The following is a 22,641-nucleotide window of genomic DNA, read 5'->3' as shown; positions in this document are numbered from 1 at the left end:
ATACAAAAAACTAGCGAACCTTTGTCGTAAAACCTGAGGCTTTGAACTGCTCCAAAATGAGGGGTGTGGGCTGATCGTAGGGAACACTCACGCGAATTTGAAACTCACTAATGCCGGGGGGGACTTCTTCAATGGCACCAAGGCGAGTGCGATTTTGCATTACTGGATTGCCATTGGCATCATAGATGCGCCCAAAGACATCGGCATCTACCACGGTGCGACCGGATTTGTTTTCCGCCTGACCAATAATCAGATAGCAATTTGCCCGTAGGGTGGTGCCACCGGGGGTCACGGCTCCCGCCCCAATCTCGGCAGGACAGTCTTGGTAAGTCAGATCAAAAAGACGAATTTGGGTCGCCGCCCAGGCAGGCAAGGGAGCCAGAAGCACCAAACAGGCGCAAAGCAGGAATCCAGCAGCCCACTTGAGGAGTCTGTTCCAGGAATAGTCACCGGAAGAAATAGATTGCCCCATGGATGTTCTCCTGTTTCCCTAGGGTTGATTTTTAGGGTTGGGTATCAATACCCCTAAGGGATCAGTGTGCCACAGCAACTTGGCCGTAGTCTAGCTTAATCAGGCGATCGCCCAGGTCAAAGTAGCGATCGTCATGGCTAATCACAAAGATGGTTTTTCCCCGTTCCTTCAGTTCCGGTAAGAGCTTGCGATAGAAAAAGTCGCGAAAGAGGGGATCCTGATCCGCCGCCCATTCATCAAACACATAGACGGGACGATCTTCCAGGTATGCCGTCAATAGGCCCAAGCGTTTTCGCTCCCCCTGGGATAGGTTCGTGGTGGAAAAGCGATCGCCCTGGAGTGTCACTTTATGGCTCAGGCGCAGCCGCTCAAGGTACTGGGGAACCTGTTCAACCAGGTGGGATGGCTCTAACCCCAAGAGGCGATCGAAGAGATAGAAATCACTAAACACCGTGGCAAACTGCTGGCGGTAGGCCTCGCGGTTGCGATCGTCAATTTTCAGGGCATCTAGAAAAATATCCCCTGATTCGGGGACATAGAGGCCAGTAATGATCTTGGCTAGGGTAGATTTACCGCTGCCATTCCCGCCGACAATAAAAATAATCTCCCCCGCTGCAAATTCTAGGTAGAGGGGCCCCAAGGTAAAGGTGATGGGCTGCTCTGCGCCGCCACTATGGTAGCTATGGGTTACTCCCACCAGTTGTAACTTTTGCCAAGGTTTTAAGCCATCGGTTTCATGGGTACTTAGCTGACTATCCTGGGGACTGTCTGCCAGAGTGAGTTGCAGAGACTCTACCTTGCTGAGGGCAACACTGGCACGGCTAAAAATGGGAATGGCATCAATCACCTGTTGCATGGGTAGCATCAAGTAAATAATGGTCAGCACATAGCCCGACAAGACCGTGGAGCTAACCCCTAAAATGTGGGGCAGGGTAAAGAGAAAAAAGCCAATGGTGACAAATAGAAGTAGCTGTCCCCAACTGGCGGCGATCGCAAAGACCGTAAAGCCCAATTGATTTTGCTGTCGGGTGATTTCCGCCGTCGGTTGCAGGTCTTCATTAATAAAAGCAACGCGGCGATTTTGATTGAGCTTCAGTTCCTTATTCCCCTCTGTCAGCGTCCGAAAATGCTGAAAAAGGTGATCCTGTTCATCCCGGGCCCGTTTGAGAAAGCGGCGGGCCTTGGAGGCCAAAAATAGGTAGCTACTCGTGCCAATGCCGATGAGGGCAACTAGGGCAAAAAACAAAATCGGGGAGAGCCAACCCATATAGAGCAGGCAGCCCAACACAATGGCGATCGCATTAAAGAGATTGGGCAGGGCCGAAAAGGAACGGGAGACCGCATCCACATCGTCCGTGAGGGTTGCCAACAGTTGGGCAGTACCAATCCCCTCCAATTGCCGCAGGGGAGAGGCTAAAATTCGCCGACTCAGGAGTAAACGCATCTCTAAGAGGGCCTGCTGGGCAGCCCGCACCAAGAGCACCTGGGAGGCAAAGTGGGTGAGCAGTAGCAGTAGGGCTAAACCTAAAAAAGCCCAAGGCAAAAAAGCCCCTAGGACTTGACTGTGGTGGAGGGCACCATTAATCAAGGCAATCAAACCAGCGGTACTTATCCCATTTAAGAGGCCGGCAATGGCTGCCCCGATCACTGTTTTCCAGGCAGCCCGTAACAGAATCCGAAAGAGCTTCACCTAGTTATGATCCTCGGGTTTCTTGTCGGTATCAGTATCCTTAGATAATTCTGTAGAGTTCAATTCTTTATCTAGTTCTTCAGTCTCTATTTTGGGAATAAAACTGGGCCGTTCGGCATCTTCCCAGCCTGGGGGACGTTTAGAATTGAAAAAAGCCACCAACCCCAATGTAACGGCGGCCACTAAACCCAATAGCAATACACCGTAGACGGGGAGTAAGTTTCCAGATACAGAACTCACCTCCACCCCAATTAGGGATAATGGGCGCGGAAAATAGGGTAATGTAACCCACACCATTACAACTTCCTCAATGGACTTAATGACCAATTAGTGACCAATTAACGTAATTCTTGACCAATAACCTAGCCTTACTAGGGTAGCACTGGCAGAGACCTAGAAATAGCCGTGAGGTTGGGTGCAAGGGGGTGCTGTATACTAGACAAGCATCATAAACCACAGGAATAGAAATGGCCAGTACCCAGGAATTGCCTCGGTTGTTGCGGGCAGCAAAGGGAGAAGTATTAGACCGTCCCCCCATTTGGCTAATGCGTCAAGCGGGCCGATACATGAAAGTTTATCGAGACCTCCGCGATCGCTACCCCTCTTTTCGAGATCGCTCTGAAATTGCTGAACTGGCCATTGAAATTTCCCTGCAACCCTTTCGCGCCTTTGCCCCCGATGGTGTCATCCTGTTTTCCGATATTTTGACTCCCCTACCAGGAATCGGCATTCCCTTTGACATCGTGGAAAGCAAGGGGCCCATTATTGATCCGCCCATTCGTACCCTGGAGCAGATCCAGCAACTCCGGCCCCTAGAGCCAGAAGCGGCCTGTCCCTTTATTCGGCCGATTTTATCGACCCTCCGCCAAGAAGTGGGCAACCGGGCAACGGTCTTAGGATTTGCGGGGGCCCCCTGGACCTTAGCCGCCTATGCCATTGAGGGGAAAAGTTCTAAGGACTATATCCAAATTAAGAGTATGGCCTACCGAGAGCCAGACCTGCTCCATCAATTTTTAGGCCATTTAGCCGAGGCGATCGCCCAGTATCTCTGTTATCAAATTGACAGTGGTGCCCAGGTGGTGCAACTCTTTGATTCCTGGGCGGGTCAGTTGAGTCCCTTAGACTACGATACCTTTGCCCTGCCCTACCAAACGGAAGTGGTGAAAAAGGTAAAAGCGGTCTATCCAGAGGTTCCCATGATCCTCTATATCAATGGCAGTGCGGCCATCTTGGATCGAATGCCCAAAACCGGAGTAGATATTGTCAGCCTTGACTGGACTGTGGACATAAAAGAAACCCGGGAACGTTTTGGCCCCCAGGTGGGTATTCAAGGCAATTTAGACCCCGTTACTCTTTTTGCGCCCCCATCAATTTTGGGCGATCGGGCTAAGGATATTATTCAAGCCGCAGGTCAGCAAAAGTACATTTTTAACCTTGGTCATGGTGTCCTCCAAGGCACCCCTGAAGCTAATGTTGCCTATCTATTTGAATTGGTAAAGTCCTTAGGTAAGGATTAGAGTAGAGTAATGGAGAGCTAAAACTCCACGGACGCATAACGGTGAAGTTGTGCGGCGGTACCCATTTTTGGGATCCCACGGACAACTGTTCTGCTGTTCTGCCATCTCCCTCCCACTTATTTTTCTGCACGAAGTTCTTGAAGTTCCTCCTGAAGAACTCGGCGTAGTGTTTCTTCATCTAAGGGCTGTTTGACTTTTTCTAAATACTGCCGTAAAGCCTCATTCATCATAGTTTGATAACCTTTTCCAGCAGACTCACTCCGCTCTCGGAAGGTTTCTAGCACATCATCATCAATATAAATCGTGATGCGTGTTTTACCTGTTTGGGGAATAACAGCCCCTTGTTTAGCTTGACTAAAATCATATTCCACTTTCATACTGTCTTTTCTCAGAACGTGTTGCAGGGCGGGCTGAAATCAAGCGAACGCAATTCCCTCGATCTGTATAAATCACGACGAGCAATCGCCAGAGATGACCCATTCCAATCACGACAAATCGCTGTTCTCCTTGAACGGTTGTGTCTTCAAAAGAAAGCGCATTTGGATCATACAAAACTGCCTCAGCATCCGAAAAGCTTACACCGTGCTTTTTTAGATTAATAGCCGCTTTATTAGGATCCCATTCGATTTCCATGCATACATTATATGTATAGAAGCGAGTTTTGTGTTAAATGACTAGATATTGGAACGTTATTCAGCACTACAACGAAACATTGCATTTGGCAGCGACAATGGCATGAATCGCTTATTTCTCTCCATCATTTACAAAAATAGATTACCGAAAAAATAACGCTATGGTAACAACGGCCAGTTTATAATTGAAGCCGCCGTGGGTGATTTTTGAGGAGAGTACATGGATGCTCATGGTCAAGAGAACATGGCCCTGCGGGTTTCAACGATCGGTACGGGCTGTTTAGCGTTGTTGGGAATAGGGTTTTCCCTATTTATTAATTCTGATGCAATACTATTAGATGCTTTTTACAATGCGCTTAGTTTTGTGATGTCTTTGGGCACCCTTTGGGTAACGTGGTTAATACAACAACCCGAAAATCAGTTATTTCAGTTTGGGTATATGGGTTTTGTGCCCTTGACCAATATTCTCAAGGGTCTACTGGTCAGTATTGTTTCTCTCTTTGCCGGATTTTCAGCAGTACAGGCAATCATAGCGGGAGGACGAGCAGTTAATGCTACCTTAGCAATTATTTACTCAGTCATTGCTGCAACAACTTGTTTATTGATTACTCTGTATCAATGGAAGGTCAATCAAAAAGCCCAATCCATACTATTACAGGTAGATATAAAAAATTGGCTGTTGAATGGTTTGATTAGCTTGAGTGTTGGCTTGGCCTTTACCATAGCAGGCTGGATTCAAAATACGCCCCTAGCTGGCTTAGTTCCCTATATCGACTCGATACTGGTGCTGATTGTAGCGGGTTTGACCTTACCGATGCCCCTAAAAGTTGTCATATTAAACCTGCGTCAACTTCTTTGGGGCGCGCCCAGTTCTGAACGCCAGACCCAGATTAAAAGTAGCTTTGATCAGTTGATCTCTGCACTTCCCTACCAACATATTTGGGTTCGTACCGCTGAAATGGGTAAGTTTGTCTATATCCACGCCTACTGGTTATTGCCCGAAGAACTCTCCTTCACTCTCCCAGAACTGGATCAAATGCGATCGCAGGTTACTCATGCCCTACAGAAGGATATTCCTGGCCTCGAAGTAGATATTATTTTCACCCAAGATGAGGAATCTATTGCCATCATTAATAAAAGTACTTGTCTACAATGGCTTCAAAATGTGTCGTAACCTGTTCAGCCTTGGTTCTGAAGCCATTGAGGAAATATCGGGTTTACCATCCCCAACTTCCAGGTATTCCCTTAAAGGGGCCAATAATATCCGGTGTAATCCACCCCCCATAAAAGCGACCTGGCTGGGGAGTCACTAAAATACCATCCACATAGCAGACATCCATCCCGTCGGGGTAAAAGGCTATGTAGTCCCTAATGGTCGCAAAGGTCGCAGTTGGCTGGGGGTAGAACCAGGCGGCATCTTGAATCCGTTGAGCCGTTACACAGATATGATAGTAAGCCCCTTGGCCTTTCCATTCGCAGTAGGTTTGTCGGGGCGATCGCTCTAGGTACGCTACTTTTACATCTTCTGGTGGGAAATAATAAACGGGGGGATGACTGGTTTCAAGAATGCGCTGTCCCCGATGGGTATCGGCAATGATGACCTGGTTGAAAATAACTTGTAAATGCTTGGATGTTGGCTCTAAGCGCGGTGGACGGGGATAGTCCCAAACGGATTCTTGGCCTGGTTCTATGGGAAATGGACGAGGATGCATAGGTATGATCAACAATTTTTAGGTGTAATGAACAATTTTATAGAATACCGATTTAGATATTTAATTTAGATATTTAACTGAGACAATTTGGCTCAAACATTAAAGCGAAACAGCATGACATCCCCTTCCTGAACGATGTAGTCTTTTCCTTCACTACGCACCAGGCCTTTTTCCTTGGCGGTGGTCATGGAGCGGGTGGCCACTAAATCTGGATAACTAATGGTTTCTGCCCGAATAAATCCCCGTTCAAAATCTGTGTGAATTGTTCCCGCTGCTTGGGGAGCCTTGGCCCCTGCAATAATTGTCCAGGCACGGGTTTCCTTGGGCCCGGTGGTAAAAAAGGTTCGCAATCCTAAAAGGGTATAGGTGGAATGGATCAAGGATTTGAGGCCCCCTTCACTGACCCCTAAGCTGTCTAGGTAATCCTGGCGATCGCCCTGGGGGAGTTCCACGAGTTCCGCCTCCACTTGGGCAGAGACAACGACCACTTCCGCCCCTTCTCCTTGGGCAATGGTTTTCACCTGTTCGACCCAGGCGTTGCCAGTGGCGAGATCCTGCTCGGCCACGTTTGCAGCATAGACCACGGGCTTACGGGTTAACAGTCCTAAAAAGCGGGTGGCTTCCTCTTCGTCTTCGCTGAGGGTACAGAGGCGGGCCGGTTGGCCTTCATTGAGAATGGCTTCTAGTTTTTCGAGACCGGCTAATTCGATCTGGGCTTCCTTGTTATTTCGGGCCGTCTTGCGGGTGCGATCGATGCGACGTTCAATCTGCGACAAATCTGACAACACTAGTTCCAGGTTGATCACTTCAATATCCTGCTGGGGGTCCACCATCCCCGCCACATGAATAATATCCTCATCATCAAAACAACGCACCACATGGACAATGGCATCTACTTCCCGGATATTGGCTAAAAATTGATTTCCCAGACCTTCTCCCTTACTGGCTCCTTTTACCAATCCGGCAATATCCACAAACTCAACCCGCGTAGGGACAATCTCCGCCGAGCTAGAAATGTCTGCCAGGACTGCCAAACGTTCATCAGGCACAGCCACAACACCCACATTGGGTTCAATTGTACAAAAGGGAAAGTTAGCCGCTTCCGCTTTCGCATTGGCCACGAGGGCATTAAACAGGGTGGATTTTCCCACATTGGGGAGGCCGACAATTCCGGCTCGCAGCATAATGGCATCTCAATCACTAGGGGGCTTGGGGACGGGGCATCCGTTGAGCCAACATTATAAACCCTATTCTAGTAAGGGTTACAAGCCCTGCCTAAAAAATCTTGCCTAAAGTTTGCCTAAAATCAGCCCTTGATCCTCAACTTTTTGGTAGTTCTGCCATCACTTCATTCCACAATTCCCCTAAGAGGCTGTTTAAAAAGAAAGATTAAGCAGGGGCAAGGTAGCGTAGTGTCAGGTGAACCATTACCGCATAGATGGCTGACTCAGAGACTTCAGGCAACAACTCGTAGTCTTTACTCAATCGTCGATAAAAATTCAACCACCCAAACGTACGCTCTACGACCCAACGCTTTGCGCCCACCTCAAACTCTTCCTTGAGATTCTCTCGGATTTCTACGGCTGCTCAATTGGAGGATCATTATTACCGCTCCCTAATTTCACCCATTTCCGCTTAATTTCACTGTCCACTTTTTCGAGACAAGGTCACCCATGTCCGAGTGAATCTTCAAACTTTTACAACAAAATGATAAGCTGACATCTTACTGTCCATAATGGTTCTAGGGCCGGCAGATGAAATGCCATCGACAGGAAGTCTACGCCCAGCAGTATCTCAAAACCTCTACTCCCATCTTTTCCCAGCGACAATAATCTGGGGGCATTTTTGTGAGCACATTAAGACTCACCCTCCATGTGAACCCAGTCATATAAGTTGTTTCAAGTCCTATTTACAATGACTCTCTCTCCGTATAACGCAAATTTCATCCTTCTGTTATTTACTCAATCAGCCTAGGGAGGCATGGGTGAATCCCCTTTGTATTGAGCAGTCCTATCGATCAATGGCCCATCTCGTCATGACAGAGGGGGATACCCTAGAAATCTCAAAACAGTTGCCCAATGCGTCTTTTCAGTTAATTATTTCATCCCCCCCCTATAATCTTGGCAAAAGCTATGAAAAGCACGTCGGTCTGGATGAATATTTAGATTGGCAGAAAAACATACTAAGGGAGCAGGTTCGTCTCTGTTCCAACCAAGGAAGTATTGTTTGGCAAGTGGGGAATTATGTACAAAATGGCGAAGTGTTTCCCCTTGATATTTATGTTTATCCCATTTTTAAGTCTCTGGGAATGCAGTTACGCAATCGTATTATCTGGCACTTCAATCATGGTTTGCACGCTTCTAAGCGGCTATCTGGGCGGTACGAAGTCCTTCTCTGGTTTACTAAAACAAAAGACTATACCTTCAATTTGGATGCAGTGCGTGTTCCCGCCAAATACCCTGGTAAACGCCATTATAAAGGGCAAAATATTGGTAAACCGAGTGGTAATCCCCTGGGAAAAAATCCATCTGACTTCTGGGCGATCATGGAAGAAGAATGGAGTCAAGGCATTATTGATATTCCCAATGTAAAATCCAATCATCCCGAGAAAACGATTCATCCATGTCAGTTTCCAGTGGAGTTGGTTGAACGATGTGTATTGGCCTTCAGTAATAAAGGGGACTGGGTGCTAGATCCCTTTGGTGGCGTTGGCTCGACATTGATTGCTGCAATTAAGCATGATCGACGCGGTATGATCATTGAACGTGAACGTCAGTATATTGATATTGCCAAAGAGAGGATCAATCAATTTCAAAGGGGTGAATTAAAGTTGCGCCCCCTGGGTAAACCTCTGCACCAACCCACGGGTAGAGAGAAAATTTCTAGAGTTCCTGATGAATGGATTCAGGGAAAATCAATTAACGAGAAATAACTTAAAATCATTGCCTCAAAAAATCGTTGTTATTTTTGTATTAATTTTCTAGATTCAATTTTAGGGCCGCTTGATACAATTTTCGTCGTGATAAACCCATTTCCTGGGCGAGTTCACGGGTAGCTTGGGAGAGGGGAATACCTTGCTCTAGGCGATCGCGCAGGTGATCTTGCCATTGATATTCTTCCATTGAATTTGGCTGCCCACCATAGCCACCAATGACTAAGGTTATTTCCCCTTTGGGGTCTTTTTCACCATAATTTACTAAGGCTTGGGTCAAACTACCGCGCCAAAATTCTTCATAGCGTTTGGTGAGTTCTCGGGCAATGACAATGGGGCGATCGCCCCCGAAACTATCGGCTAAGTCCCTGAGGGTTTTGCGTAAACGGTGGGGAGCTTCATAGAGAATCATGGTGCGCGATTCCTGGGCTAACTCTTGGAGGCGATCGCGGCGATGACTCGCTTTGCGGGGTAAAAACCCTTCAAAGGTAAAACGATCCATGGGTAAACCGGAGGCTACCAGGGCCGTTAAAGCCGCATTGGCCCCAGGAATAGGACAGATGGCAATCTGGTGATCAATACCGACACGGATCAACTCATACCCTGGGTCTGCCACGCCGGGTAAGCCCGCATCACTAACCAGGGCCAACCGTTGCCCCTGCTGGAGGCGATTCAGTAATAGAGGCAGGCGTTGGGCGACATTATGCTGATGAAAACTAACCTGGGGGGTTTTAATCTGAAAATGTTCTAACAGGCGGCCCGTATGGCGGGTATCTTCGGCGGCAATTAAATCAACCTGGCTCAATATTTCCAGGGCGCGGGGAGTTATATCCTGTAGATTGCCGATGGGGGTTGCAACAATATATAGTTGTCCCAATTTAGGGTCGAGGCGATCGCCCGTATCGTTTTCAACCAAAGAGACGGACGGCTCCGAGATCACAGAACTTTCTCGCCACTGAGGATAAAGATCGGCTCCACTGCCGCAAAAATTTGATGACCGCCCCGAGTTTCTAGGCGATTAATTACCGACTGCACCACCTCTAAACTACGGGCTTGAACGGCGGCCAATGCCTCAGAAATAGCATAGAGATTCTCCAGGCTACTGGTGGTAGTCACTAACCGACCTCCGGGAATCAAGTATTGCCAGGCCTGCTCCAAAATGTCTTTAATGGGTCGCCCCCCCTCCAAACAAATTCGCTGGGGCGGAAAGGCTAACTGGGCCAGGCATTCCGGGGCACTATCTTGAATGATCTGCACATTACTAACACCAAAGCGATCGCAATTCCGTTGAATTAAGCTGGCCACTTCCTCATCCCGCTCAATGGCAATAATTTTCCCTTGGGATGCTAATAAACCGGCTTCCACGGCGATTGTGCCCGTGCCCGCACCAATATCCCACAGTGTCGAGTCGGCCTCTAGGCGTAAATGGGATAGCATTAGTAGTCGCGTTTCCCGCTTGGTTAAGGGAATGCCTGGTAAACGCTCAAACTCGCGATCGGGGATTCCAGGAGTCACGTAGGGCCAAGCTGAGGCAACCATAAAATGCGTACTAACTCCGATGGGTAAAAATATTGACCAGTTGAGGAAACGATTGCATCTGTTAACCTTGGGTTTAGATGACTTTCCCCCTGATGTCTCAATCATACCCATAACCCATAGATATTCAGAAAAACCCCTGAATCGACTTAATTTTTGTTGGATTTCCCCTGAATCCGCAGGGAGAATGTCAAACTGGAAGTAGGTATTTCACTGCTGGTCACAGCCTAATTTTATCCCACAAGATAAACGTCCCCTGGGATACTTTTGTCCTTTCACCTCACTACTGACGGTATGATTTCTTCTCCTAGCACCACCCTTTCCTCGGGCATTCCTTCTGGGGCGATCGCCGATGCTGCTATTCCCCCTTTGGCGGCCAATCAGCAGTTACTTCCCCTCACTGCCCTTACCAACAGCCGCGGCCATCTGGAAATTGGTGGATGTGATGTGGTGGATTTAGTCCATTGCTTTGGCTCTCCCCTCTACATTGTGGATGAGACCACGTTTCGCACCGCCTGCCAACAATACCACCGCACCCTAAAACAACAGTATGGCGGGGAAAGTTTAGTTCTCTTTGCCTCGAAGGCGTGGAATTGTCTAGCTACCTGCGCCCTGGCCCACAGTGAAGGTCTAGGCATTGATGTGGTCTCCGGTGGTGAACTCTACACCGCCCTAGAAGCAGGAGTACCCGCCGATGCCATCTATTTCCATGGAAATAATAAATCACCGGATGAACTGCTATTTGCCCTAGAGGTGGGCTGCACCCTGGTGGCCGATAACTGGCTAGAACTGGAGCGTTTAGCGGACTACGGCCAAACCCTAGGGGGGACACCCCCCCGGGTGATGCTGCGAATTACCCCCGGCATTGAGTGCCACACCCATGAATATATTCGCACCGGGCATCTAGATAATAAATTTGGCTTTGATCCCCAGCAACTTCCCCAGTTGTTTGATTTTGCCCTGAATCATCCCCAGCTAAATTGGGTCGGCTTCCATGCCCACATTGGTTCCCAGATCTTTGAACTCCAGCCCCACCAGGACTTGACGGAGGTGCTGGCAGATTGGCTTTTGGCGGCCCAGGATATTGGATTACCCATGCAGGAGCTAAATGTGGGCGGGGGACTGGGAATCCGCTATACCTCAACGGACGAGCCGCCGGCGATCGCCACCTGGGTGGAACAGATTGCCAAAAATATCACCGCCGCTTGTCAACGTCGCAACCTACCCTTACCTAAACTATTGTGTGAACCGGGGCGATCGCTGATTGGGCCGGCAACAGTTACCGCCTACACGGTGGGGGGACGCAAAGAGATTCCGGAAATCCGCACCTATGTGGCCGTGGATGGTGGCATGTCCGACAATCCCCGCCCCATTACCTACCAGGCAGACTACAGTGCCGTTGTCGGAAACCGGATGACCGAGAGCCTAGCGGAAGTTGTCACCATTGCTGGTAAACATTGTGAATCGGGAGATATTCTTTTGAAAGATATTGAATTACCGCCCTTACAGCCCGAGGATATTCTTGTGGTCTTAGCCACGGGGGCCTACAACGCAAGTATGGCCTCCAACTACAACCGAGTCCCTCGACCGGCAGCGGTACTGGTTCAAGGAGGAGAAGCAAATTTAATCCTCATTCGGGAAACCTATCGGGATTTAATTCGTCAGGATGTGTTGCCCTCGCGCCTAGGATCCAACCCCACTGATCCCCACCAAACTGATCCCAAACTGTAATTGGAGTGGAGCGGCTTGATGACCAGCAGCATGACCCTTGCCTACTGGCTCTGGGGATTTACCTGGCCTGTTATTTCAACACGGACCTGGGTGTTGGTGCGTACCTTAGCCGATGTTGGTTTAGTTTTAGCTCTCACCTATATTGTTCTGCTGGTGATTGCCGAACGGCGTACCCTCTGGATGGTACGGGGATTTATTTTCTTGATTTTTGCAGCGTCCCTGAGCAATTGGATTGGCTTAAAGTTTTTAGCATTTGTCCTCAATAATCTGGTAGTAGGATCGGCGGTAGCCCTAGCGGTCATTCTCCAACCGGAAATTCGCTACTTTTTAGAGCAACTGGGACGGGGTAAAATTTTTGAGCTATTACGTCCCCCCATCAGTAGTCGCAACACTACCGAAGACCCCATCAGTATTATTGTGGCAGCAGTCAAAGATCTATCCCAAAATCGTACCGGAGCATTGATTTTACTGGAAACCAATACAAATCTCACTGCCCAGGATTTTACCCATGCCGGTGTGCGACTAAATGCGGCCCTATCCAAGGAGTTAATCCATACCATTTTCCAAACCAGTTCCCCCCTCCATGATGGTGCCATTCTCATCCGTGGTTCCCAAATTTTGGCGGCCAAACTGATCTTGCCCCTCTCAGAGCGCACCGGTCCCTGGCAATTGGGCACTCGTCACCGGGCTGCCATTGGCATGACGGAACGGTTTAGCCATTGTTTATGTGTGGTGGTTTCCGAAGAAACGGGTTCTATTTCCCTAGCGATTAAAGGAGAACTACAACGTCCCCTGACTAGCAGTAAACTAGGGGAGTTGTTAGAGCAGTACCTTAAAAGAAATCCTAGTGGAACCTTAACCAGTAGCCCCCGTCGATTCCCTTTGAAATTCTTAAAAATGGTTTGGCCCCTTCGCTAACACTTCCCTATTTAGACACCCCCAAAGACCCACCATGACGACCCAGCCCCAACACTTAACAATCTTACCGCCGGATCTTGATATTCAGCGGATTCCCCGCCATGTGGCGGTGATCATGGATGGGAATGGTCGCTGGGCCAAGCAACGTAACCTACCCCGAATCATGGGCCATCAGCGGGGGGTTGATACCCTCAAGGATCTGCTGCGCTGTTGCAAAGATTGGGGTATTCAAGCCCTGACGGCGTATGCCTTTTCCACCGAAAATTGGGGTCGACCCCTGCCGGAAGTGGATTTCTTGATGACCCTATTTGAGCGGGTTCTCCGCCGGGAAATCAATGAAATGATTGACGAAGGGGTACAAATTCACTTTGTGGGCGATCTCCACTGTTTACCTGCTTCCCTGCAAGCAGAAATTGAACGGGCGATGGAGGCTACCCAGCATAATCAGAAAATTCAATTTGTTGTCGCAACAAACTATGGGGGGCGGCGGGAAATCATTCAAGCCTGTCGGGCGATCGCCACCCAAGCCAGTCAGGGGCAACTCAACCCCGAAGATATTGACGAAGCCCTATTTGAACGTCACCTCTACACGGCGGGTATCTGCGATCCGGATCTGTTGATTCGTACCAGTGGGGAAATGCGGGTCAGTAATTTTTTACTCTGGCAAGTTGCCTATGCTGAGATCTATGTCACAGAGACCCTCTGGCCCGACTTCGATCGCCGTGCGTTCCACCAAGCTCTTCTCCAATATCAACAACGTCATCGCCGTTTTGGTCGTCTTTAGGGGGTCTGCAACTCTAGGGCCCCGCAAAAATAGCCGCTTCAATATCTTGACGACTCAGGGAATACTTAAAGGATCGCTGTACCGTATCTCCCCCCTGGCGATCGTGATAGCGCACCATTAACTCCTCAATATCCAGGCAAATTTCCGCTTCCCAAGCCGGTCGCTCAAACTGCCAACAGTGTAAATTTGTACGATTCTGAACACAACCCTTTTGTGTTAGCCAAAATTCAATTTGGGGCAATCCATGATTATAGAGAGGAGTGGTAGCCGCGGGCAAATCAACCATAACTAACTCGAAAAATAGTGCAACGCCTGGAGCATCCAGTCACCCCGGGTAAAACCAACAATAACTGCGAGTACCAAGCATCCCACAAACGTCAACCCAAGGATAAATAATGCAAAAATCTCTCCTGGTGAAAGAGGTCGCTCTCGATAGGGTCGAGACGGTAAACCATACTCCACATCCAGGGATTTAGGGGGCAATCCTTCCCCCAGATCAGATGAACGAATCATCCTTTTGGTCTGTAGGTGGCGATCGTAGCGCAAACGCTCCTCAGGATTTGTTAGGGTAGCATAGGCCTCCTTCAGGCGATCGAAGCGATCGCGGGCAAGGGCCATGGGCAATGTCGTGGTATCTGGGTGATAAACCTTACTTTTTTCCCGATAGGCCCGCCGTAGCTCTTGGAGAGAGCATCCTGGTTCAACCTCTAAAAGTTGGTAATAGGTCAACCCTTGGGCGTTTTTTTCAGGCATCATCACCCCACCACACTAGACCACATGCTATATCCCTAATAGTTGCCGGAGTGCTTATCCCTCAATGAGTTCAAAGATTTTGAACATGGGCAAGTACATCGCAATCAAGATGGAACCCACCATGCCCCCCAACACCACAATCATCAGTGGCTCCATCACACTGGTGAGAGACTTCACCGCCTGCTCCACCTCATCCTCGTAGAAGTCCGCCACCTTCATCAGCATCTTGTCCAGTTCCCCCGTTTCTTCCCCCACATTGATCATTTGGGTTGCCAACACAGGAAACACCCGGGCCTGTTGCAGGGCAATACTAAGCATTCCACCGGTTTGCACTTCCTTCGCTGCATTATCAATGGCATTGGAAATAACCTGATTCCCAGCCGTTTGACTGACAATTTCCAGGGAGCGTAGAATCGGCACTCCCGATCGGGATAGAGAACCAAAGGTACGGCAGAAGCGGGCAACGGCGGTTTTTTCCACTAAATCACCAAACAGAGGCAGCTTGAGCATCATGTGATCAATCATCAAGTGACCCGCTGGGGTTTTATAGTACATCCGCACCCCAAATACAATGCCAATCACGGTAACAATCAGAATGCTCATGTTCAACGGATTGCGTAGAAATTCGCTCAAGTTCACCATAAGCTGCGTAAACGCCGGCAATTCTCCCCCAAGCTGGGTAAAAATCCCTTCAAAGACGGGGATCAAAAAGATCACCATCCCCAGGAAAATACTCACCGCCAAGAGTCCGACGACCACAGGATAGGCCAAGGCAGACTTGATTTGGTTATTTAAGCGCGCCTGATCCTCCAGAAGTTTGGAGAGCCGATTCAAAACCTCATCGAGTACCCCACCGGTTTCCCCTGCTTGGATCATCGCCACGTAGAGATCATCAAAGGCCTCTGGGTGGGGCCGCATAGACTCAGACAGGCTTCCCCCCTGCTGAATGTCATTATTGACGGCCATCAGCACCTTCTTCAGCTTTGGATTGGTACACTGATCCGCCATGACCCCCAGACCCCGTACCAAGGCAACTCCCGCATTCACTAGGGCTGAAAATTGCCGGGAAAAAATTGCCCGGTCCTTGACGGTAATCTTAGATAGAAAGCTTAGATCAAGGTCGGACTTCAGCGTAAACTTTTGCGCTTCCTTGATCTCTAAAACCTGCACCCCTCCTTGCATTTGCACACTCAAGCGAGCTTCCTTGGGTGTGGCAGCTTCTTCCTTTAGTGTCTTATATTTGCCCTGAGCATCCCGAATGCGAACCTCGTAGGTAGCCATCAGTCAATCCCCATTAAGTAATCTACTCCAAGCATTTAACGAACTGCGGCGGTTGTACCAGTCCCAATCAAGCGTTGAAGCTCATCGGCACGGGACGTTTTAGACATCGCTGCTTCATAACCAATCACGCCAGCACGATAATAATCTGCTAACACTTTTTCCAGGGTTTGCATTCCCAATTTTGCCCCAGTTTGGATCGCAGAGTAAATCTGAGAGGTTTTACCTTCCCGAATTAAGTTGGAAATGGCTGGGGTTACGACCATGATTTCCTGGGCCATCACCCGACCAAATTCACCGGGCTTGGGATTTTTCTTAGATACCAAGGTTTGGCTAAATACGGCCACTAGGGAGTTGGACAACTGAACCCGAATTTGGGTTTGTTGTTCTGGCGGAAACACATCCACCATCCGGTCAACGGTTTGGGGTGCAGAACTGGTGTGCAAGGTTCCAAAAACCAAGTGACCGGTTTCCGCCGCCGAGATGGCTAACTGAATGGTTTCTAAGTCACGCATTTCACCCACCAGAATAATATCTGGGTCTTCCCGTAATGCGGCCCGGAGAGCGTTGGAAAAACTCTTGGTATCCTCCCCCACCTGTCGCTGGTGAACCAGACTCTTAATGGGTTCATAGACGAACTCAATCGGGTCTTCAACGGTCAAAATATGCTCGGCACGGGTTTTGTTGATCAGGTCAATCATCGCTGCCAGGGTGGTCGTTTTCCCAGAACCGGTCGGCCCCGTCACGAGAATCAATCCCCGGGGTCGCTCACTCATTTCCCGGACAATATTGGGTAAGCCCAACTGTTCAAAGGTAGGAATCTTAGAACTTAAGGCCCGTAGACAGGCGGCATAGGTTCCCCGATCTTTATAGACATTCACCCGAAAACGGGCCAGTCCCCGTACCCCGTAAGAACAATCCAGTTCCCAGTTTTGCTCCAGATGTTTGCGCTGGGTGTTATTCAGCATACTAAAAATGAGCCGCTGGCATTGCTCAGGGGTGAGAGGCTCATAGTCCGTGGGCGTGAGCTTACCACTAATGCGAATGTAGGGGGGCAATCCAGCGGAAATATGGAGGTCAGAACCACCGTTGGCCACCACCTGCTCCATTAAGTCTTCAATCATTAAATCCATGGGCGTTATCCTCAGTTAGGGCTTCCTAGGGGCAATGAATGGATACTGTATAGGTTTAATCCTCAAAGCGGGGAGTCATGCAATACGGACACTCCAACCATTCCTGTTGGGCTTCGGCTCCACACACTCGACAGGTGAGGGAGCTTTTCCGCTTGGCTTTGAGTTCTGCCTCCAGCCCGGTATCCGTAAAGGTAACCCGCTCCACCTCCTCTAGGGTGGTATGACCATCCTGAACGAGCTTGAGACTGTAAGCTAGAAGGGTTTTCATGCCATCTTCCACCGCCGCTTCCTTGATTCGCTCCGTGGGGGCACCTTCGGTGATCAGGGTTTGCAGCCGCTCTGTAATCCGCATGATTTCATAGACCCCACACCGTCCTCGGTAGCCTACGCCACCACACTTAGAACAAATGGGTTGACCACTGGCTTTTGCTACTTGAATTTGCTCGGCACTTAGTTTGTTGGCCTTATAAAAGGTGAGGCTAATATCCTTGGATGCCGATAGTCCAAAGCGCGCCAGTTCCTCTGGGTTGGGATTATAGGGAACACGACATTCTGAGCAGACTCGTCGCATTAGCCGCTGGGCAATAACACCAAGGAGCGACGCTGATACCATGAACGGTTCTACGTCCATTTCCGAGAGACGGGCAACGGCACTGGCAGCATCATTGGTGTGTAACGTCGTTAACACTAAGTGACCGGTGAGGGCAGCCTCGATCGCCGTCTTTGCGGTTTCCTTATCCCGAGTTTCCCCCACCAGAATCACGTCGGGGTCTTGGCGGAGGAATGCACGGAGAATGGAGGAAAAGTCCATTCCCTTATCCCGAATCACCTGCACCTGGGTTAACCCGGGCAGTGTATATTCAATGGGATCTTCTGCGGTACTAATGTTTACCCCAGGGCTGTTACATTCCGCTAGGGCTGAATAGAGGGTTGTGGTTTTCCCAGAGCCAGTCGGCCCGGTCACCAGAATCAAGCCAAAGGGTCGCTTGGTCATGTCCCGAACAATTTCCAGACTTTCGGGATCCGTAATCAGCTTATCTAGACCGAGTTGGGTAGAGGAATTATCTAAAATCCGCAGTACAACTTTTTCGCCCCAACGGCTAGGTAGAGTATTCACCCGAAAGTCAATGCGACGACCTTGGAATATTTTACGAATCCGACCATCCTGGGGGGCCCGCCGTTCGGCAATGTCTAGGTCGGCCAGAATTTTGAAGCGGGAGACCACCGCCGGAATAATTCGCTTGGGCAAGGGTTCAAAGGCTTGCTGCAACACACCATCCTTACGGAAGCGAACTCGTAAGGCTTCTTCCTGGGGTTCAATGTGAATATCAGATATGCCATCCTGAAGAGCCTTGGCGAGAATTTTGTTAACTAGGGCAATAATCGGTGCATCTTCTGCCCCCTTGACCGCATCTACGAGGTCAACTTCCTGATCCCCTTCGGCATCCTCTAGGCCGCCAATGGCTTCAAGGTCATCATCAAGATCAATGGCTCCCATCGCAGCGGGTTGTTGAGTCGTGGCCGCCGCAACTTGTTCTTCGAGGAAGGGGTTAATCAATCGCTGGTAATCTTCTTGGGTGATCACCATGCGTTTGAAGCTAAGGCTATGACTCCGCAGCGTCTTGGTGAGATTATCGACGGCTTGTAGGTTGTCGGGATCCACCATGGCCACTAAGAGGTAGGGGGGATCGCTATTGCGATGCAATGAAATGGGAATGGCTTGATAGGTACGACAGGTATCAATGGGCAAAATGGTTTTAATCAGTTCGCCAATTTGATCCGTGGGAAAACGATTTAACTCTGGATCAAGGCAATCTACGCCATAGATGACCTTTAGTTCAAATAATTGTTGTTTTTTATACTGGCGCATGACCTCCGGGGGCATGGCCACACCCGTGATGTCCTGAAGTACCTGTACTAGGGAGGTACCATTTTTGCGACTGGTGGCTAGGGCTTCACGCACTTGTTCGAGATTGGCATACCCCGATGAAACCAGAGACCGCTCGGTGGGGCTACTGGCTTTACGGACGGTAATGGCTCTACGGGATGATGATGTATTGACCATAGGGGCAAATTGGGTGGGGACGGCTTGCCTACTATAGTAGCAATAACTCTTATGAAATAGTTAATCCAGTGGCCGCTTCCTGGGACTGAATACTGGTTAAATCAGGTTAAATATTGTAAAGCTTTCTTAGGTGGAAGCAGGGGTATCGGAATTGGTATCAACCGCTGCGGATAGGGGGGACTCAGCCTGCGATCGCCGCTTGCGGTCAAGGGCCGCGACTTCTGTGAGGAGTTTGCGGGCCTGTACCATTTTTTCGAGATTACTCCGGTAGAGTTCAAGGTCTTTTTTCACCTTTTCGGTGGGTAAGTTGAGGGGGGGGCACAGTTGTTCAAGTCCGGCATTCAATTGTCCGACGTCGCTGATCATTTCTGGGTTGATCAAATCTATCAGGGCGTATAGACCGATGGCTGTCAGGCGATTATATTTTCCTGGGTGGTGGGCAACGGCAGCTAAGGGACTGCTCTCTCCCTGATTTAACTGATCTAGGAGGTGATCTAGGGATTGTCCTTGATAAGTTTGCCAGCTACTCGCATCCCGTTGAAGCTGATCGGGGTCGAGTTCTTCAGCGTGGCACAGGGCCGTAAAAATTGATGGGCGATCGCCTTCCGGTCGATAATCTGCCATGAACTTCTCAAAGGCGGTGACTACCCCGAGGGCAAATAGGGGGGTGTAGTGAAAGTCCACATTCACCCGTAACAGGTGGATTTCGACCAGTAGCTCCTCAATAAAGCGACGAAAAATGGAGTGGATGGGACGGGTATGGGCCGTATAGAATGCTTTTTTGGTATCGGAGACGGTGCGAGGAGTTTCCACGGTGGCAAAATTCAAAATTTTAGTTAACTTAATCCTATTCTCCCTGGTTACTGTCGCTTTCGCAAAGGGAGGCAAAACCGGCCTAGGGCGATCGCAGGGGTTCGGGTTCATCGGCCCGCTCAAGTCCAGCAATCCGGCGCAGATTTTGACTGCGGACAAGTTCATTAAAATCTAGATTGGCCCGCCGCTCAAGGGTGGCAACGGTGGCGATCGCCTGGAGTAGGGCCGCGGCGGCTTCGGTTTCGCTATATCCGCGACGCTGGGCAATTCGCAGGGCTTCACTATCGGCATCTATATCCACAGGCAGACCCCGACTATTCCGCCAGATCTGTAGTCCGGCAAAGGCCGTCAGCCCCCCCGCCAAGACAACACCGACGGGATCTGCTTGGATAAATTGTACCGTTGCCCCCACTACCCCAGCGACGGTCAGACCTTGGTAAACATCTAGTTTGATCAGCTTGGAACGATTTAGCCAGGCCACCGCCCGGAGAATGAGTAAATCTCGTTGGGGTCGGGACAACTGACTCCAGAGGCGAAAGTTAATCTCAATCAGGCGATCTCCCCAGGGAAGGGGAGGCTGGTAGTGGATCACAAGGGGTTGATTGGAGCGATTGAGGAGTTTACATCGCATCCGTCCCGATGCTGGCATCACATCTAATAAACGACGAATTTCAATATCGGGATTCATGGGTTAACGGTCTCAAGGGTTAACTTTGGATGGTGACCGCAGTTTGGGGGACGGGAAATTGGGCTAAAATCTTAGCCACCATCTGGGCCGGGGTGAGACTTAAATCGGCCTTGGACTGATCCGCCGTGGCGTGCTCCACCAATAGATCGGGAATGCCCAGGCGCAATACAGGCAAAAGTAGCCCGGCATCCTGAAGGGCTTCTAAAATTGCCGTACCGAATCCGCCCATGAGACAGCCCTCTTCCACAGTGACAACGCGGCCAATTTTTTCAGCTAGGGGCAAAATCAAATCCCGATCCAGGGGTTTGGCAAACCGCGCATTGACCACCGAGGCATTGACACCATGCTCCATCAGTAATTCGGCCACCTGCATGGCGGGATACACCATGGAACCGTAGGCCACTAATAATAGATCATCTCCCTGGCGGAGAAGTTCCCCCTTACCAATGGGCAGGGGTTCCCAGCCTTCGTCCATCAACGCCACGCCATAGCCACTTCCCCGGGGATAGCGCATGGCAATGGGGCCTTGGGTATGGGCAATACCGGTAACTAACATGCGCTGGAGTTCGGCTTCGTCCTTGGGAGCCATCAAGACCATATTGGGGAGGCAGCGCAGGTAGGCAATGTCGTACATCCCTTGGTGGGTGGGGCCATCGGCACCGACAATCCCGGCCCGATCGAGGCAGAAAAAGACTGGCAGCTTTTGGATGCACACATCATGGATGATTTGGTCGTAGGCCCGCTGCAAAAAGGTGGAGTAAATTACTGCAAGGGGGCGCATCCCTTGGGTTGCCAGGCCTGCAGCCATGGTGACGGCGTGCTGTTCGGCAATGCCCACATCAATGTATTGCTGGGGAACCCGTTTTTGTAAAATATCCAGGCCAGTTCCGGTGGCCATGGCAGCGGTGACACCAATAATGCGGGGATCCGCCTCCGCTAGTTTTGTCAGGGTTTGGCCAAAAACCTTGGAATAGCTGGGGGGTTTGGGCTTGCCGGAGGGCTTGGCCTTTCCTGTCACCAGATCAAAGGGATTTTGGGCGTGGTAGCCCACCTGATCTTTTTCGGCGATCGCATAGCCCTTACCTTTGGTGGTGGCCACATGAACCAAGACGGGGCCAGTCAACCCATGGGCATGATTGAAGGTGTGGATCATTTCCTCCAAATTATGGCCATCAACGGGGCCGACATAGGTGAAGCCCAATTCTTCAAAGACGGCTCCGACTTTGGGAACGGCCAATCGCTTCATGCCTTCCTTAATCCGCTGCATCTCTGGGGTGAGACTTTCCCCCACAAAGGGAATGTGCTTAAACTGCTCTTCCAGGTTATCGGTGAGGAATTGCACCTGGGGAGAGAGGCGCATTTTATTCAGGTAGCGGGGAATGGCCCCCACATTCGGGGAAATGGACATTTCATTATCATTGAGAACCACTAGGAGGCGTGTATCCGGTAAATGTCCTGCATGGTTAATGGCTTCTAGGGCCATGCCGCCGGTGAGGGCCCCATCCCCAATGATGGAGACCACCTTGAAATTTTCCCCCTTCATGTCCCGGGCGATCGCCATGCCCAAGCCCGCAGAAATACTGGTGGAGGCATGGCCCGCACCAAAGTGGTCAAAGGAACTTTCCCGCAGGTTGAGGTAGCCAGCAATGCCATCCTTTTGCCGCAGGGTATGGAAATTGTGATAGCGGCCCGTCAACATTTTGTGGGGATAGGCTTGGTGACCCACATCCCAGATCACCCGATCCTGCTCTAAGTCTAAGGTTTGATACAGGGCTAAGGTGAGTTCCACAACCCCTAAGCCGGGCCCCAAGTGCCCCCCCGTCGCAGCCACTGTTTCTAGGTGTTTATCACGGATTTGCGCCGCAATTTGCTTAAGTTGGGGGATAGACAGTCCATGAAGCTGATTAGGGTGGGTGAGTTCACTCAAATGCATAAGCACTGGGCCTCGCAGACGTAAATCGGGGATATTTTAGCTATCATACCAAAT

Annotated in this window: 23 protein-coding genes and 1 pseudogene; 6 read left to right on the top strand and 18 right to left on the bottom strand. The window is 50.0% G+C overall.

What is annotated here, in order from left to right:
- Positions 1-10: 10 nt before the first annotated feature.
- The 3 genes from L3556_RS08915 to psb35 form a co-directional block, all read right to left on the bottom strand.
- A complete protein-coding gene (locus tag L3556_RS08915) occupies positions 11-472 on the bottom strand; it encodes a hypothetical protein (RefSeq protein WP_277866925.1) in 462 nt (153 codons plus the stop codon).
- Positions 473-533: 61 nt separating this feature from the next.
- Positions 534-2,162, bottom strand: coding sequence for a cyclic peptide export ABC transporter (locus L3556_RS08910; RefSeq protein ID WP_277866924.1), 1,629 nt, complete (start codon positions 2,160-2,162; stop codon positions 534-536).
- Positions 2,163-2,459, bottom strand: a complete 297-nt coding sequence (gene psb35, locus L3556_RS08905) for a photosystem II assembly protein Psb35 (protein ID WP_277866923.1) — start codon at positions 2,457-2,459, stop codon at positions 2,163-2,165. It abuts the gene before it with no gap.
- A 170-nt stretch (positions 2,460-2,629) separates the two neighbouring features.
- Here psb35 and hemE point away from each other — a divergent pair, with 170 nt between their 5' ends.
- On the top strand, positions 2,630-3,679 hold the full coding sequence (gene hemE / locus L3556_RS08900; RefSeq protein ID WP_277866922.1) for a uroporphyrinogen decarboxylase: 1,050 nt from the start codon (positions 2,630-2,632) through the stop codon (positions 3,677-3,679).
- Between the two features lie 116 nt (positions 3,680-3,795).
- Here hemE and L3556_RS08895 read toward each other — a convergent pair whose 3' ends face one another.
- Both L3556_RS08895 and L3556_RS08890 read right to left on the bottom strand, forming a co-directional pair.
- Positions 3,796-4,056: a BrnA antitoxin family protein gene (locus tag L3556_RS08895; protein ID WP_277866921.1), complete on the bottom strand. Its 261-nt coding sequence runs from the start codon at positions 4,054-4,056 to the stop codon at positions 3,796-3,798.
- Positions 4,040-4,312, bottom strand: a complete 273-nt coding sequence (locus L3556_RS08890) for a BrnT family toxin (RefSeq protein WP_277866920.1) — start codon at positions 4,310-4,312, stop codon at positions 4,040-4,042. The genes L3556_RS08895 and L3556_RS08890 overlap by 17 nt, the downstream gene beginning before the upstream one ends.
- Positions 4,313-4,531: 219 nt before the next feature.
- Between L3556_RS08890 and L3556_RS08885 the strand changes: the two genes are divergently transcribed.
- The gene (locus L3556_RS08885) at positions 4,532-5,485 is read left to right on the top strand and encodes a cation diffusion facilitator family transporter (protein ID WP_277866919.1); all 954 of its coding nucleotides are present in this window, start codon (positions 4,532-4,534) and stop codon (positions 5,483-5,485) included.
- Positions 5,486-5,528: 43 nt separating this feature from the next.
- Here L3556_RS08885 and L3556_RS08880 read toward each other — a convergent pair whose 3' ends face one another.
- From L3556_RS08880 to L3556_RS08870, 3 genes and pseudogenes are all read right to left on the bottom strand, one after another.
- Entirely contained in the window at positions 5,529-6,023 is a 495-nt protein-coding gene (locus L3556_RS08880) for a DUF427 domain-containing protein (RefSeq protein WP_277866918.1), read from the bottom strand.
- A gap of 92 nt (positions 6,024-6,115) precedes the next feature.
- Positions 6,116-7,207, bottom strand: coding sequence for a redox-regulated ATPase YchF (gene ychF / locus L3556_RS08875; protein WP_277866917.1), 1,092 nt, complete (start codon positions 7,205-7,207; stop codon positions 6,116-6,118).
- A 205-nt stretch (positions 7,208-7,412) separates the two neighbouring features.
- Positions 7,413-7,577: pseudogene (locus tag L3556_RS08870) on the bottom strand (transposase); the annotation flags it as partial.
- Between the two features lie 430 nt (positions 7,578-8,007).
- Between L3556_RS08870 and L3556_RS08865 the strand changes: the two are divergent.
- On the top strand, positions 8,008-8,955 hold the full coding sequence (locus L3556_RS08865) for a DNA-methyltransferase (protein ID WP_277866916.1): 948 nt from the start codon (positions 8,008-8,010) through the stop codon (positions 8,953-8,955).
- A 40-nt stretch (positions 8,956-8,995) separates the two neighbouring features.
- Here the strand turns inward: L3556_RS08865 and rsmI are convergent, their stop codons facing one another.
- Both rsmI and cbiT read right to left on the bottom strand, forming a co-directional pair.
- Entirely contained in the window at positions 8,996-9,832 is an 837-nt protein-coding gene (rsmI, locus tag L3556_RS08860) for a 16S rRNA (cytidine(1402)-2'-O)-methyltransferase (RefSeq protein WP_277867630.1), read from the bottom strand.
- Between the two features lie 59 nt (positions 9,833-9,891).
- Positions 9,892-10,494 carry a precorrin-6Y C5,15-methyltransferase subunit CbiT gene (cbiT, locus tag L3556_RS08855; protein ID WP_277866915.1) on the bottom strand — a complete coding sequence of 201 codons (603 nt, stop codon included), beginning with the start codon at positions 10,492-10,494 and terminating at the stop codon, positions 9,892-9,894.
- A gap of 291 nt (positions 10,495-10,785) precedes the next feature.
- Here cbiT and lysA point away from each other — a divergent pair, with 291 nt between their 5' ends.
- The 3 genes from lysA to uppS are packed head-to-tail and all read left to right on the top strand — an operon-like array spanning position 10,786 to position 13,924.
- Complete coding sequence (gene lysA / locus L3556_RS08850; RefSeq protein ID WP_277866914.1) at positions 10,786-12,222, top strand: diaminopimelate decarboxylase; 1,437 nt, start codon at positions 10,786-10,788, stop codon at positions 12,220-12,222.
- 18 nt (positions 12,223-12,240) lie between these two features.
- Entirely contained in the window at positions 12,241-13,140 is a 900-nt protein-coding gene (cdaA, locus tag L3556_RS08845) for a diadenylate cyclase CdaA (RefSeq protein ID WP_277866913.1), read from the top strand.
- A gap of 34 nt (positions 13,141-13,174) precedes the next feature.
- Positions 13,175-13,924 (top strand): polyprenyl diphosphate synthase, encoded by a 750-nt coding sequence (gene uppS / locus L3556_RS08840; RefSeq protein ID WP_277866912.1) that lies wholly within the window; start codon positions 13,175-13,177, stop codon positions 13,922-13,924.
- Positions 13,925-13,937: 13 nt separating this feature from the next.
- Here uppS and L3556_RS08835 read toward each other — a convergent pair whose 3' ends face one another.
- The 8 genes from L3556_RS08835 to dxs form a co-directional block, all read right to left on the bottom strand.
- Positions 13,938-14,210 carry a DUF3143 domain-containing protein gene (locus L3556_RS08835; RefSeq protein ID WP_277866911.1) on the bottom strand — a complete coding sequence of 91 codons (273 nt, stop codon included), beginning with the start codon at positions 14,208-14,210 and terminating at the stop codon, positions 13,938-13,940.
- 2 nt (positions 14,211-14,212) lie between these two features.
- Entirely contained in the window at positions 14,213-14,680 is a 468-nt protein-coding gene (locus L3556_RS08830) for a J domain-containing protein (protein WP_277866910.1), read from the bottom strand.
- A gap of 51 nt (positions 14,681-14,731) precedes the next feature.
- On the bottom strand, positions 14,732-15,958 hold the full coding sequence (locus tag L3556_RS08825; protein ID WP_277866909.1) for a type II secretion system F family protein: 1,227 nt from the start codon (positions 15,956-15,958) through the stop codon (positions 14,732-14,734).
- A 35-nt stretch (positions 15,959-15,993) separates the two neighbouring features.
- Positions 15,994-17,088, bottom strand: coding sequence for a type IV pilus twitching motility protein PilT (locus tag L3556_RS08820; RefSeq protein WP_277866908.1), 1,095 nt, complete (start codon positions 17,086-17,088; stop codon positions 15,994-15,996).
- 55 nt (positions 17,089-17,143) lie between these two features.
- Positions 17,144-19,153 carry a GspE/PulE family protein gene (locus tag L3556_RS08815; RefSeq protein ID WP_277866907.1) on the bottom strand — a complete coding sequence of 670 codons (2,010 nt, stop codon included), beginning with the start codon at positions 19,151-19,153 and terminating at the stop codon, positions 17,144-17,146.
- Between the two features lie 126 nt (positions 19,154-19,279).
- Positions 19,280-20,077 carry a photosystem II biogenesis protein Psp29 gene (psb29, locus tag L3556_RS08810; RefSeq protein WP_277866906.1) on the bottom strand — a complete coding sequence of 266 codons (798 nt, stop codon included), beginning with the start codon at positions 20,075-20,077 and terminating at the stop codon, positions 19,280-19,282.
- Positions 20,049-20,654: a DUF3318 domain-containing protein gene (locus L3556_RS08805; RefSeq protein WP_277866905.1), complete on the bottom strand. Its 606-nt coding sequence runs from the start codon at positions 20,652-20,654 to the stop codon at positions 20,049-20,051. Before L3556_RS08805 ends, psb29 begins: the two co-directional genes overlap by 29 nt.
- Before the next feature lie 19 nt (positions 20,655-20,673).
- Complete coding sequence (dxs, locus tag L3556_RS08800; RefSeq protein WP_277866904.1) at positions 20,674-22,587, bottom strand: 1-deoxy-D-xylulose-5-phosphate synthase; 1,914 nt, start codon at positions 22,585-22,587, stop codon at positions 20,674-20,676.
- Positions 22,588-22,641 lie beyond the last annotated feature (54 nt).

Origin of the sequence: Candidatus Synechococcus calcipolaris G9, from assembly GCF_029582805.1 — a bacterium.
GTDB lineage: Bacteria > Cyanobacteriota > Cyanobacteriia > Thermosynechococcales > Thermosynechococcaceae > Synechococcus_F > Synechococcus_F calcipolaris.
This window is presented reverse-complemented; position numbering and strand designations above follow the sequence as displayed.